At 45.7% G+C, this 13,227-nt stretch carries 11 protein-coding genes; all 11 read right to left on the bottom strand.

Annotation, left to right across the window (positions count from 1 at the left end):
• Nucleotides 1-63 precede the first annotated feature (63 nt).
• A complete protein-coding gene (locus ACOBR2_RS04590; RefSeq protein ID WP_420238880.1) occupies nucleotides 64-1,317 on the bottom strand; it encodes a hypothetical protein in 1,254 nt (417 codons plus the stop codon).
• A 91-nt stretch (nucleotides 1,318-1,408) separates the two neighbouring features.
• Nucleotides 1,409-2,350 carry a hypothetical protein gene (locus ACOBR2_RS04585; RefSeq protein WP_420238879.1) on the bottom strand — a complete coding sequence of 314 codons (942 nt, stop codon included), beginning with the start codon at nucleotides 2,348-2,350 and terminating at the stop codon, nucleotides 1,409-1,411.
• A 23-nt stretch (nucleotides 2,351-2,373) separates the two neighbouring features.
• Nucleotides 2,374-2,985, bottom strand: a complete 612-nt coding sequence (locus tag ACOBR2_RS04580) for an acyltransferase (RefSeq protein ID WP_420238878.1) — start codon at nucleotides 2,983-2,985, stop codon at nucleotides 2,374-2,376.
• A gap of 65 nt (nucleotides 2,986-3,050) precedes the next feature.
• Complete coding sequence (locus ACOBR2_RS04575) at nucleotides 3,051-4,160, bottom strand: glycosyltransferase family 4 protein (protein ID WP_420238877.1); 1,110 nt, start codon at nucleotides 4,158-4,160, stop codon at nucleotides 3,051-3,053.
• Nucleotides 4,161-4,282: 122 nt separating this feature from the next.
• Nucleotides 4,283-4,711: a hypothetical protein gene (locus ACOBR2_RS04570; RefSeq protein WP_420238876.1), complete on the bottom strand. Its 429-nt coding sequence runs from the start codon at nucleotides 4,709-4,711 to the stop codon at nucleotides 4,283-4,285.
• A complete protein-coding gene (locus ACOBR2_RS04565) occupies nucleotides 4,708-5,964 on the bottom strand; it encodes a glycosyltransferase family 4 protein (protein WP_420238875.1) in 1,257 nt (418 codons plus the stop codon). Before ACOBR2_RS04565 ends, ACOBR2_RS04570 begins: the two co-directional genes overlap by 4 nt.
• Nucleotides 5,965-6,127: 163 nt before the next feature.
• On the bottom strand, nucleotides 6,128-7,495 hold the full coding sequence (locus ACOBR2_RS04560; protein ID WP_420238874.1) for a hypothetical protein: 1,368 nt from the start codon (nucleotides 7,493-7,495) through the stop codon (nucleotides 6,128-6,130).
• Complete coding sequence (locus ACOBR2_RS04555; RefSeq protein ID WP_420238873.1) at nucleotides 7,486-8,730, bottom strand: glycosyltransferase family 4 protein; 1,245 nt, start codon at nucleotides 8,728-8,730, stop codon at nucleotides 7,486-7,488. The genes ACOBR2_RS04560 and ACOBR2_RS04555 overlap by 10 nt, the downstream gene beginning before the upstream one ends.
• Nucleotides 8,731-8,841: 111 nt before the next feature.
• Nucleotides 8,842-9,951 carry a hypothetical protein gene (locus ACOBR2_RS04550; RefSeq protein ID WP_420238872.1) on the bottom strand — a complete coding sequence of 370 codons (1,110 nt, stop codon included), beginning with the start codon at nucleotides 9,949-9,951 and terminating at the stop codon, nucleotides 8,842-8,844.
• Between the two features lie 79 nt (nucleotides 9,952-10,030).
• The gene (locus ACOBR2_RS04545) at nucleotides 10,031-10,975 is read right to left on the bottom strand and encodes a polysaccharide biosynthesis/export family protein (RefSeq protein ID WP_420238871.1); all 945 of its coding nucleotides are present in this window, start codon (nucleotides 10,973-10,975) and stop codon (nucleotides 10,031-10,033) included.
• Complete coding sequence (locus ACOBR2_RS04540) at nucleotides 10,968-13,160, bottom strand: GumC family protein (protein ID WP_420238870.1); 2,193 nt, start codon at nucleotides 13,158-13,160, stop codon at nucleotides 10,968-10,970. The genes ACOBR2_RS04545 and ACOBR2_RS04540 overlap by 8 nt, the downstream gene beginning before the upstream one ends.
• Nucleotides 13,161-13,227 lie beyond the last annotated feature (67 nt).

Below are 13,227 nucleotides of genomic sequence, written 5' to 3'. Positions count from 1 at the left end.
CACTCAAATAGAAGTCTCTATTGCAAATACATTATTTTCTCAAAGCAGCCTGCTACCTGATATTTATACCAGTCCATAATCTGCTGCAACGACTCGACCGCCTTTTTTAAATCCGTACAGAAGTGCCATTACAACTAAGATAAGGCCCGGGCAACCTGAAAGAATATTAAATATCAATACAGCTTGAAGATTTCCAAGATTCATTTTCATCATACATATTGCCTGTATGGCGATACTGAATAAAATATTTGCAACATTAAATCTGTAGAAATTAAAACGCCTTGCAGCGTTGATTGAAGCCACCATCCCACCCACCAGAGACATTACTCCAGGCACAACCGCAAGAAATATTTCATACGTGAGATTATGATACCTCGGCCCAAGAACCCACAGAAACACATGTGGCGCAATGTTTATTATCAGAAGCAATAGAACAGCGCTGAGCGTCACACACGTAAGGGCAACTGAAACATTTGCTTTTAGCTTGTCTCTCCGTATTTTCGCAAAATACGGCTCAACCAGAACTGGGTTCATCGGTGTAAGAAAATTAAATATTTGGCAAACCTTGCCAAGAGCCCCGATACTGGCAACTGATTCAGATCGACCAATGAAGGTCAGAGCGTAGGTCCCAATCTGCCCCTGGAATGAATAGAACATAACACCTGGAATCGAAGGCGATGCAAGCTGTAGGATAGATTTCTGCTTTCGCCAATCCTTTTTTCCCTTCACTTGCAGCAGCGCCTTCGACCTCACGTAATACCTCCAAGCAATATATATAACCCCACATAGGTTAATGATCATTGCGCATACTGCAGTCATAATTCCAGCTGCATATGCCAGCAACAGCATAATCAGCATGAACACACTAGAATAAATCTGGGTTCTATACCAATAATTCCGGTCTTTTCTGATGATAAGAACAGAACCATAGGCAGAAGTTACTCGTGAGAACCAGGTCAAACCTAGCAGTACTGCAATTATCTGTAACTCCGTAATAAAGTCCCATCCTCGTGCCTTTGCCACACGCGGAAACGCTACGAATAGAAGTATGCCAACAATGAAGTATAAAATATGTGCCAACCCTCGCAGCGATGCTACATAGTCTGCAATCAGCTGCGTATCGTCGGACTTTTCACCCACCAATGGGACGATTGTTCCAGTAATTCCAGAATCCATCAAGACGGTAACTGTGGCTTGTACAGTAAACACTACAACATACTTCGTATACTCAGGAACAGAAAGTATTCGAATGCACATCAGACCATAAATCATATTAAGGACTGAAGATAATCCCTGGGCAAATAAAAATTCAGCCATCCTGCTTATCTTAGGAGAAGCATAGATTATGATTCTACGCAGCAACGCGCTCTCCTTTAGAAAGCGATTCGTTGATATATTATTCAGCCAATCATGCATTTGTTTTTCCACGTCCTAGACGTTGAACTCTGTTTTTTATTTTTTTTCGATAATATTCAAATTTATTCAATCCTACAAATTCTATGAGCGCAGATTTAGCAAGCTTCTTTAGACGTTCGTCCCATGTACAATATGAAAAAAATAATTCTTCTACCGGTCCCACACCGTTAGGTTGAATGCCTGAATAGTGGATATGACTGATGATATGTTTTTCGAATTGAATTTTATGAATAATATCGAGCGTATTTTTGTAGTCCCCGAACCATGTAGATCCCCACATATTTGGCTCGACACATAGATTGATTTTGTTCCAACCACCTGTCATTATCGATATCTGCAATAACGTCTGATCATGCCACTTCACCAAATTAGAATGCTGCTTCATCCACTGCAGTGCAGTGCGAATATCAGCGATTTGTTTTTCAGTGCGCCTACATAAAAAATGCCCAGCCGTTACTGCATGTTCATGGACCCCAACACCCCATAACTTTTCGATTACCTCAGATTTTACAAAATTATACTTCCCCTTCGTTGCATACTCTTGATCAGCGTGAACAATATCATACTCACCAATGTAGTTAAACATACATTCCCAATTCATCAGGGCAACGATATCATTATCGGAATATAAAAACTGGTCATACTCACCAAACCATGCCAGATATCGTCTAAAAAATCCTGGATTACAGCGTGGCATTGATGCAGCCAACTCCTGGACAAGATCCACACCTTCTTGCGGAAATTGTTCCAACGATCTCGTTTCTACATCTGGAACATTCTGTGGAGGGGAATATGGGCGTCCTCCAAATTCAATTACACGAATAGGCAATATGCAGCCAGAGGCTCGTATCGAATAAATAAGATTGTCGCACATATCCTTGCTTCGATGATTAGCAACAACATATATTCCACGCTTGGGCTGCGCGCTATGCATTTTGTCTCCATCGTAAACTTGCTTTATTCGACAAATCCGTGTTCCCTTGTAAAATACGCATCTGAACGATCAATTCCCCCTTTTGCAATGGCAGGTACTCCTGCATAAAGGCGCCATGGAATTTCTTCTTTTTTATTCCAAATGGATTGCGCAGCAAGCACGCTATAGTCAGGTATTTTACTTCCTGGAAGGATTACTACTGACGTACCAATAAAACAGTATTTGCCTATGGTGATGGGCTTGCATCTTTGTTTCGAATCATGAAGATCAATGCTATGCGTTAGGATCTGGGATCGATAGCCTGCAATCGTCGCAAACTCGCCAATCGTAACAGAATCGGTACAATCTATGATATGACGGGAAGTGACTGCCGCATGTCTTTCTAATTTCAATGATGTGCTACGCTGAGGATCTGATTTAAAATGTAGGCTCCTCTCGCCCAGAGGAAATGCACTAATCCAGTTCAGTGTACCTATATAACTAGATTCGCCCATTTCTATTCTTTTTAATCCCTTGATGACATTTCCGGCTGAGATTATTGCCTTTGGCCCCATTTTCACTTCATCTGCATCTATCAAAGAAAACCATGATATGTACGCACTTTTGTGAACCTTATACCCTAATATCTTATTCAACACGTAGCATCTTAGCCGCCATGGAAATAGATTCAGTGCAAGCACGACAAGCACTCTCATCTTCCTCATAAATTCTCCTCATAGAGTCTGATGTATCTACGAATCATTGTGCTTTTTGAATAATGATCCTCCACATTCTTTAGCCCAGCTTGTACAAGCTTTTTCTTAATTGCATGATCAAGGTATATCTCTCTTAAGTTTCTGGCCATGCTCTCAAAATCATCATGCGCACATAGTATTGCGGTATTATTTAACACTTCATAAAACGGCTTGATGTTGCTAGCGATAACAGGGCATCCGCATGCCTGCGCCTCTATCAATGGCCATCCAAACCCTTCATACCTGGAAGGAAATATTAATGCGTCCGCCCTGTTATATAACGCCTCTAGTATTTGTACAGGAGGACGAAATATTTGAACCAGACGATCTTCAATTTTTAAGCTCTTTGCCATGGCCATCAATTCATCGCTTAGTGTATAGCCGGCAATTATAAGGTGCAGTGACGTGCTCTGTTTCACTTCTGCCATGACTTTGAGCACGGTTTTACGGTTTTTTCGGGGTTGATTTGAGCCGACATGGAGAATGTATCGCAAATCGTCATCAATTACGCCAGCCAAGCGCCTATTTATTTCGGCTTCAGGCAACACAGTAAAATCATAATTAAGCCCGTTTCGCAGAAGCAAAATGCCTTGCTTGCGATCAAGAATCCGTTCTGCATCTTCCTTTGTTGCTTCGGAGACGCATGCAATTTTTGTTGCTATTTTCAAACCGTTGCGTATTTTATTTTGGAGTATTTCTCCGAACCTTGAAGCTGCACAATCAGGAACCTCTCCCATTGCGCCACGAATTGCCAACACATCATGACACGTTACAATCGTTGCAATTTTCCACTTTGGACTAATGTATAAAGCACTTCCTTGGTCGCAAAAATGTATAATGTCTGCTTTCTTTACTTCTCTGCCTAATTGAAAAGGAAAAATGACATAGCGATCTATATACCCAAGCCATTTTCCAACTCCATAACTGGATGCCTTTAATTTCCCAAGAAGTGGGCGTGGAGCAATAATTTTTACGTGCGCACCATGTTTTTTTAGCTCATTATAAATAACAGACGAAAATGCCTGCATGCTAACAGAGCCATCATATATATAATTTCCTACAAGCAGGATCTTCATAGTCGCCTCTTATTGTATTTTGTACCGCTTAGATTATGGCGTTCAAACCCACGCACGTATCATTACCATCAAAATCTCAACGCTCTAGGTTTTGCACTGTACAGTATCCAACCAGCCTTTTATCATTTTATGCTCTGATATGTTTTCCCATGTTGAACTGCTGACTTATTAGTCTTCTGCAAGTCTCTATTTTTTTTTGATGCATTCTGTGACTTGGATAGCTGATAACTAGAAACTGCCCCATGCAACTGGAAACTTTTAGATGTGCTTGCCTTGACTATAGAAGAATGCACGCTGACAGAAGTTGATTTTTGAGTGGATTGACTGCCCAAAGGTGATTGCCATGTCTCACCAAACTGTCCCCTACCTGGTTCCCAGGTCGTCCCAGAACCGCTCTTCATCTCTGCAGAATTTGAAGTAGCAAATGACACTCTTCTTTTTACCTCGCTTCTTTCGCCCCACGAGGATGCACCCTGCTGTGCATTACCGGAGAGCTCCATGAATATAAATACAAGTAAAATAAGTTTTATCTCCCGCAAAATACAGTTCATTGATTTACCTCTTCCTGCGGCTGATATAGGCGCTCTTTGCCTGCAGCCCTGACGAGACATTTTTCTAGATAACCTAGAACTCGCCGATCTGACCAGCGTTGTATTGCATAGTTCCGGGCATTCCGTTCCATCTCTGCTTTATCCTGTTCTTTAACTTCTCGAATCGCTTCAACAAGGGCTTCTGCGTCTTCCGCCGGGACAACGAAACCAGCTCCAGACTCATTTACCGTACGTGCTACTTCGCAACTTTCATTCGCTGAGACAATCACGGGACAACCTGCAGAAAAATAACTGACGATTTTGGACGGAAAAGCTATTTCGGAAACTGTCTTCTGTTGAGTTACCAAACACACTCCACTTGCTGCCAGAACGCCACGATAGTCCTCATCCTCTAGTAGAGGAAGAAAGGTTATATTCCTCAACCCTTCATTCAATACTTTTTGATAAATTTCTTCACGAGCAGAACCGTCCCCCACCAATAGAAAGCAGTATTCCTCCTCCATAGCCATAATTTTTGCAGCCTCAACTACGGTCCCCAAAGCCTGCTTTACTCCCATATTTCCACTATGAGTGACAAAGAATTTATTTTCGAGGTCATATTTTCTGCAAAACGCATCAGCTTCGCTGTTGGTCGTATTTAGCAATGAAGCGTTCATGCGAGGCTCGAAGAGGACTATCTTTTTCTCCCAGTCTCCCTTACTAGCTATTTTATCTTTCATGCCACGCGTTATTGTACTAATTAGTCCAGCATGCCGGTAGGCAGCGCGCTCAATAAAATAGAGTACTTTTACGGTCCAAAGAGGCAACATTCCCATGTCTGCGGCAGAGTCCGGCTGCAGATCTTCTACATCGAATACGTATGGAATGCCCCATAGTTTACTCAGGGTTATTGCGACCATCGCTAGCCCAAGAGGGGGAGAAACTACAAGCATCACATCTGGTTTTCTGCATAGTAACGCCCGAAGCAATACCGACAAGGAGAAACTTGCCTCATGTAAAATACGTTTGAACGAGCGAACTTTTGCAGGGACATACGCCCACGTCCGGCTTATTTTTACATCATTTTTATTTTCATTTTGCCATAATTTATATTTATATTTGCCCTTAACTTTCCATTCCGGATAATATGGAAATGTCGTACAAACTTCAACCTCATGGCCGGACGCTGCAAGGTACTCTGCACGATATGTAGTAAACGCGCCTATCCCTGTAACTTCAGGCCAGTAATTAATACTAATCATCATAATTTTCATATTCACCACCAACACTATCCAAGTAGTATTAAGACATATCTTCGCTTACTTAAATGCACGCCCAGATAACGATCTGTAGCCAACGCTCTTAATTCTCCGCAAATTTAAGCCAAAATATAAACGATCGAGGACAAACCTTCTCCAGATAAATATGTCTATCAATCTAACTTTCTTCATAATTAAGCCTTAGTCTGTTTTGCGGGATAATGCGTACGCTCTGAGGCATCGCCTCTTTCCTCATTGCAGCAATCATTAGGGCAAGACTAATAATCATAAACCCCTGCCCTGTAGGCTGTTCTAGAATTCCAAACATTACTGCGGAAATCGAAGATGGCAACAAAAAGAGCGCAAGCATTTTATTCTCTCGAGCGGCTATGATGGAGTCTGAAAACAACACACAAGCAAAGACCATGCGAAAGAGAACAAACCCTATGCCCCAGATATATCCTAATTCTAGAATATTTCTTGTAAGTTCGTCTTCTCCGGTTTCGAAGGTAGGTCTACCAACCATCAATTGTGTGATAGCAGCTGCTCCGCGTCCCATTCCAACGCCGAACGCACGTGCATCTCCTGACTGCTCGATCCATGTAATATAAGGACCAGCCATACGTCGATAAAATTCTGTTCCCGTACTTCCCTGTGACTGCTCAGCAGAGGAAAAGCGCTCTGTCAGTGAACCCAAAGCCTCTTTGAATGATGGAATTACTGTGACTACAATACCTATAATCAGGATCGGAATAAGTAACTTGAGTGTCTGCATTAAATGCGAAATTCCAAGAAACGAGGCAACGACCAAGCACCCTATTTCAGCAATATACATAAATACAAGCGTACGAGCACCAACGAACGGAACCGAGAAAATCAGGCACGTGAGAGCAGCATAAACCAACCAGCGTTTTGCGACTTCAGCTTCTGTCATGGCATAGAGTACAAGTCCTGCCAAAAAACTTTGAAACCCAATTGCTCCTGTCACAAAGCTGAAGGTTCCTGCAGCACGCACATGCAGTCCGACATAATCAATCTGAGATCCTCCTTCATATGCGCCAAGGTTTATCCAGGAACTTGCTCCAGATTTATATTGTAGATAATAAAGAGCAGTCATTGGTAATGATATAAACATTGCAAATCTGCATATTTTTTTTATATCTTCCTTGGTGATTATATTGGAAATAGCAAACGCTACAGGAAACGGAAGAAGATAAGAGCGAATGCCGTACACGCAGACAAACCAAGGGCAAGTATCTGTAAGGACTTGTATAATGGCCAAGCTCAAGAAAAACACCGCCAAAGAACCCGTCAGTACAGAATATTGTTTTGGCCAGCGATGGCTACGAATGGACTCCCACAAAATCAACACACCAAACGGATCGCGAATGACCAACAAGGGGGCAGAAAGTCCTGGAGCTACCCACTTACGCAGTGATCCCTCAAAGACAAGAAGAAGACAGTAAATCCAGAAAAGGACCTTAACTGTTGGCATCCTCTTCTTTCCAATTCTCTGGATTTTAATAACATTTTTGGCTATCTGCATAAGGACGCCTTTATAACATCTGCCCACTTTTCACGATAATTTCCCCAGCTGTTCTCCGTTGCAGTCCGTTGCGCCTGCAAAGACATTCTAGATAAAAGTTCCCGATCTGTATCCAGTTGCAGAATACAGTCTGCAATTGCCTGTGCATCGCAAATAGGAATGACAAAACCTTCCTGTCCATCGCGGACGAAATCCAATGTCCCAGAGTTAGGCGTCACGATCACGGGAAGGCCATTTGCCAGGGCCTCCAGGACCACAAGGGCACATCCCTCAGAAAGCGATGGATGAATCAGCACATCTGCTTCTGCCATCAACTCCAAAACCTTTGCATGGGGTACTGATTCAAACCACCGGTAGCGCTTGCAGGCGCTGTCAACATGAGCATTCGGTGCATCCTTCATTCCCACCAAAGTCACATCAACCTCAACCTTGCATTGCTCCAGAGCCTGCAGAAGATAGCCGATTCCCTTTCGCTGATGCAAGGCACCTACATACAGAACACGTATAGCTTCACCAGGAGAATTTTTTTTAGCTGCCCCCACGGACACAACAGGAGCGCCATAATTGACAACATGAATTTTTTCTTCAGGGACGACTCCTGACAATGTTGTACGCACATGAGAGCTGGGAACAATAATGTGGTCAGCCAATTCCAGTTCCTGATCTTTCCACTTCAGATGGCTTTCTGAATCCCGCAGGATCTTCAAGAGGTTTGCGTATTCCGGGCTGCGGGAAATTTCCCCCTGCAAAAGCCGCAGATTCCAGTACCAATGACTACTCGGCAGTTCATAGAATGTTGGAATCCCTTTTTCTTTTGCAACTCGGAATGTATTGAGCGCACCTCCCTCATAGGCATAGACTGCGTCCACTGCGTGTCTGGAAAGCCAGCGTGCAACATGCGCGTCAAAGTCGCGATAGACCCCCACCACAGAATAGGGTTTTTCATCGGTACCAACTGGAGTTCTGATTCCCATGCTCAGATACAGCAAGCGCTGCATTTCGCGCCAAGGCGTATTGTGGATGAGAGACTCAGGTACTTCAGAATATGATCTACGATTCAGGCGACGCCTCAGATTTTGCGAAAGAACATTATTTAATGGTGTGTTTGTCTTCCAGCAAATCGTCGTCCAGAACGCGGCCAGCATGTTACGCTCGTTCAGGCTGCGCAGGGCATTTCTGGAATTCTGGTTTCCGGTAGGATGTGCAAACAACACCGCAGGATTTTCCGCGTTCACGAATTTACCTCATACAGCTGGATAGGTTATAAATTATTATTTTCAGCAACAACTATGACACAATAGTTAGTTTTATATTCGCATGAATTGCAATGGAAAGGCTCTTGATATTCAATTCAAGGCTAGAGATAAATCTTTTTCCGGGCAATTTTTCTGGTCATGCCTCATCCATTGCGCATAGAAGGCAGCCTGTGAGTAAAGGTTATGACCTGAATACCATTCGAAGGCCTTCTGGCCACAACGAATGACGGCTGCAGTATCCATAAGACTGGCGCTCTTCATGCTAATCACATTCAGACCATCCTGTAATTGGTCGATTCTGGTCGAGAAAGGCTCCATCAAAAGAGGAATAGTTCCATATGCACAGTAAGCAGCAAAGATTGAAGACTTGGCAATACAGCGTGGCTCGTGAGGAACAAAGCCGAACCGGGCGTGTGCAATATGTTCTGCAACCTGCTGCGAAGGTATTTGCCCAAGGCGATGAACGGGGATTCCATGAAGATTTTCCGGAGGTACAAAGCCGGGGCCTATATCAAGAATTTTTTTTATTTGCAGATGATGTAGCGTTTGCTCCATCTGCAGCAAGTGGCGATATGCTTTTTGCCGTGAACCAGAAAGTCCGAAGACAATCAGCGACTGAGAGCGCTGCGCAAATGGCAGCGGCGTTGCGGTTTCGCCAATCGTTGAGAATACCGGATGAATACTTACCCCCTCGCAACGCAACTTTGGTTCGCTATGCAGCCAGCGTGCATTAAGTTCAATGTTCGTCAGGGCAAGGTCGCAGGATTCTGCAATCTGTCGCACGGCCAAACGCTGACCGCGTGAGTACCAGAAGGCCTTCTGCCATGGCCATCCACGGGCAAACAGTTCATGGAAATAAACTGCGGAACGGAAGCGCCGACTGGATTGAATGGAAGCAAACGCCTTGGCCAGTTCCGCAGGAATACCGCTGGCAGCATATCCATATCCGCTAAGATGCACCAGGATGGAGACTGCACCACGCTCCCTGTAGATATTGCACAGTTCTTCGAGCTGACTGGCCTTGCAGCTAATGGCCCCACCAAGCGGATTCTGTTGATTCAGAGCGATAAAAACAGTTTCGATCTGAAACGAACGCTGTAACTCATCCGCCAGAGTTAGAGCGTGATCACTGACGCCGCACTGACCGGGCAAAATGCGCGGCACAATCTGGAGGAGTGTTTGATTTTTTGTATGTGGCATGGCAAATATCACAGGTTAATCCAGGGGTAAAGTGAAATTATCTGCTGGCCATCTGACTCATGGTCAGGCAATTTTATAACTATCGCTGTGCATAGTGATAGGTCATGTAGTTGGTACCAAGACCCAGCATGGCCTCAATCGCACGTAGGCTTATAAGTTTTCCGCGATTCGTTGGAATGTAAAGAATATCCTCATTCTGCAAGGCAACGTCTGTCGCCGCGCCTTTGATGATTTCATGCATATTGAGAAGGATTAATTCCTTGTGGCCATCGCTATAGGTGCGCACAATCTGCGCCCGACTCATCTTTGGAGAAGTTCCACTTCCGCCCGCCATAGCAAGCAACCTTTCCGCAGTCAGAGGTTCATTTTTATGCATAGGGAATACCCCCTGACGAGTTACGTTTCCGAGCGCATAGACAACGCCTCCAGAAGGAATAAAAACCGTATCGCCCGGAAACAGTTGTACTTTTGAAATAATCGGCATGGGAGCCGTGGGGTTATACGCAACGCTGACCGGATGCTCGGGATCGGCCTTACGTTTGATGACCACCTGCCCGCCTGCATTTTCTGTTTCTCCACCTGCGGCCGTAATCACATCCAGTAACATGCGTACGCCCAAAGATGGATAGACACCCGGTGCACGAACTTCGCCCACTACCGTAATTCCCTGCGTTGCGTACTCCGCAATAAATACTGTGACGTGGGCGCTCGCAGGCTTGAGAATATCGGCCTGGATAAAACTCCGCTCAATCAGGCGCTGGACATCTTCAACGCTCAGACCAGCAACCGAAATTTTTCCCAGCAACGGAGTGCTAATCTCTCCCGTGGCATTCACACGGAAGCGGCCAGAGAGGTCTGGGCAATCCCACACGGAAACGTCAAGCATATCGCCAGGACCAACCTGCAGTTCGGATATAACCGGCGAGGCACTTTCATCCAGCTTCTTGTCTTGCGCATTCAGGCTGACCGAAAGGACGTCCAAGGTCATCGCCAACAAAATGGAGAACAGCAAAGTTTTATGCATTTTTCTCTCCGTTGTTCTCATCTTCTTCGTAGCCGTAAGCCAGGTCAGTGTAGTAGCTGGAGCCATAGCGATAGCTGTATCCATAGCGATAGCCATACATGCCGTAACGGTAGGTATAGAAGTTTTCCAGACGCATATCGACGTCGTTCACCACCACGCCTGTGATAGGTATATTCATCCGCCAAAGCAGGTCGCGTGCCCGGATCAAAGCACGACGCCGAGTGTATCCGGCGCGCACCACCAGTACCACAGCGTCGGCCAGTGCGCCCACAGCCGGAGTATCCGATACTGCCAGCACCGGTGCAGTGTCGATTACGATGCGATCGAATTCCTTGCTCCACAGTTTGAGCTGTTCAATCATGCGCTGCGAAGAAAGCATTTCAGCAGGATTAGGCGGACGCGGTCCGGTGGGCAACACATGCAGCGTAGGCAGTTCAGGCAATGGCGCAGGCAGATCAAAATGACTACCCGGTTTGGCCAGTACCGTTGACAATCCGAAGGTCTTTCCGTCGATGCCGAAAACCCGATCCAAAGTGCCGCGGCGCAGATCGCCATCAATCAGCAACACCCGCTCTCCACGCTGCGCCAGAACAACAGCGCAGTTGACCGCTGTAGTTGTTTTGCCCTCGCCGGGAAAGGCGCTGGTCAGAACAATCAGGCGGGGAGGTTTGTCAATGGAAGACAACAGCAACGAACTCCGCAACCCGCGATAGGATTCCGCCGCCATGGATTTGGGATTGGAAAGTACTGTTAGTTCAAGAAGATTTGGCTTACTATCTTCCATCTCTTCCAGATCAAAGCGCTTCTTTTTCTGGGTATCATCCTGTATGTGTGGCACCGTGGCCAGCGAAGGAAGATGGGAAACCGACTCAGCCTCTTCACTGGTCTGCAAACGATCATCGATCGACTCCACCACGAAGGCCACTACGCAGCCCGCCAGCAATCCGCCGAAGAAGCCTGCCAGTAGAGAGGCAGCCTTGCGCGGCTCAACCGGATAAACCGGAACTTGAGCGCGATCAATGATTGAGATATTGGCCGCGGAAAGTCCAGCCAAAACGCTGGATTCCTTTAGGCGAGTCTGCAAATGGTCGTAGAGTTCGCGGCTCTGTTCGGCCTCGTGACGAAGGATCTCGAACTGGGCCACATTTTCATTGAGTTTGTACGAAGCATCTTCCTGGTCTTGCAGTCGCTTGCGCAGCGTCTGCTCCAGTCCAACTGCCGCATCATATTCTTTCTGAATCTGGCTACGGGAAAGATCTGTTTCCTGCTTTAGTGTGTTTTGTAACTTATCAATCTGCACGTTCAATTCGCGCATGCGCGGATAGCTGTCACCGTACTTGGAGGCCAATTGCGCACGTTGTGACTTCAGGTCGTTGAGTTGCGTGCGCAAAATGCCAAGCGATTGATTATCGCCGAGCAGCGCCACCATGTCAGGAGAGAGGTTTTTGAATTCGCGCAGTCGCTCTTCCTTGGCTATGCGATCAGATTGCGCGGTCTCCAGTTCACTGCTGATCTGCGTCAAGGATTGCAGCGTCAGGTTGGAGTTTTCATCCGACCCGACAATGTTATATTGCTTCTGAAAATCCACCAGCTTGCGCTGCGAATCAGCCGCGCTCTGTTGTAGGTCGTTCATCTGCTTCTGTAGCCAGTCGGAAACGTGCATCGAGCGCTCGTACTTGGCGCGCAGATCCGCGTCCGAATAGGACTCCACCAACTTATTGACGATATCAGTATCGAGGCGTGGATCAGAACCCCGGTAGTGAATCTCCACAATATTCGTACCCAGCAGTTGCGTCACCTGCAAGCCGCGGCGCATGGTCTTGATCATGCGCACTCGATCCACGGGAGCCACTTCCAACCCCCCATTCGATGCACGAATATTTTTGGCAGCCACACCGTATGTTCTTTGCAGAATATTTAAGTTCTGTGCCGTCTGCAGTAACACCGAGTCACTTTGCAGGATGCGCAATTCGGTAGCCACTTCAGAGTTTGCCTCAACCTTGTGTTCACTGGTCAGTGACTCAAAACCAAGGTTAGGAGACTCGTTGGGTTTGATCTCGATGCGAGCAACACTGTCATAAACCGGCTTTGTATGGAATGCATAATAGGCCGCAGACGCTACACAGATGATTGTTACCACCAAAATCGTATAACGTTGCTTGCTTAAAGTACGCCAAATGTCCATGAAAGACATCTTGGTTTCCAATTGGACGACGTTTTCAGTATTGTTTCGATTTGCTTTAGGCTGCGAT

The sequence above is a fragment of the Telmatobacter bradus genome (assembly GCF_048629425.1).
GTDB classification, from domain to species: Bacteria; Acidobacteriota; Terriglobia; order Terriglobales; family Acidobacteriaceae; genus Telmatobacter; species Telmatobacter bradus.
This window is presented reverse-complemented; position numbering and strand designations above follow the sequence as displayed.

What these genes read in the sequence shown, in the direction of transcription:
- ACOBR2_RS04540 (WP_420238870.1), bottom strand. Translation starts at nt 13,160, where the DNA reads ATGGACATTTGGCGTACTTTAAGCAAGCAACGTTATACGATTTTGGTG.
- ACOBR2_RS04545 (WP_420238871.1), bottom strand. Translation starts at nt 10,975, where the DNA reads ATGCATAAAACTTTGCTGTTCTCCATTTTGTTGGCGATGACCTTGGAC.
- ACOBR2_RS04585 (WP_420238879.1), bottom strand. Translation starts at nt 2,350, where the DNA reads ATGCATAGCGCGCAGCCCAAGCGTGGAATATATGTTGTTGCTAATCAT.
- ACOBR2_RS04575 (WP_420238877.1), bottom strand. Translation starts at nt 4,160, where the DNA reads ATGAAGATCCTGCTTGTAGGAAATTATATATATGATGGCTCTGTTAGC.
- ACOBR2_RS04550 (WP_420238872.1), bottom strand. Translation starts at nt 9,951, where the DNA reads ATGCCACATACAAAAAATCAAACACTCCTCCAGATTGTGCCGCGCATT.
- ACOBR2_RS04570 (WP_420238876.1), bottom strand. Translation starts at nt 4,711, where the DNA reads ATGAACTGTATTTTGCGGGAGATAAAACTTATTTTACTTGTATTTATA.
- ACOBR2_RS04560 (WP_420238874.1), bottom strand. Translation starts at nt 7,495, where the DNA reads ATGCAGATAGCCAAAAATGTTATTAAAATCCAGAGAATTGGAAAGAAG.
- ACOBR2_RS04590 (WP_420238880.1), bottom strand. Translation starts at nt 1,317, where the DNA reads ATGGCTGAATTTTTATTTGCCCAGGGATTATCTTCAGTCCTTAATATG.
- ACOBR2_RS04565 (WP_420238875.1), bottom strand. Translation starts at nt 5,964, where the DNA reads ATGAAAATTATGATGATTAGTATTAATTACTGGCCTGAAGTTACAGGG.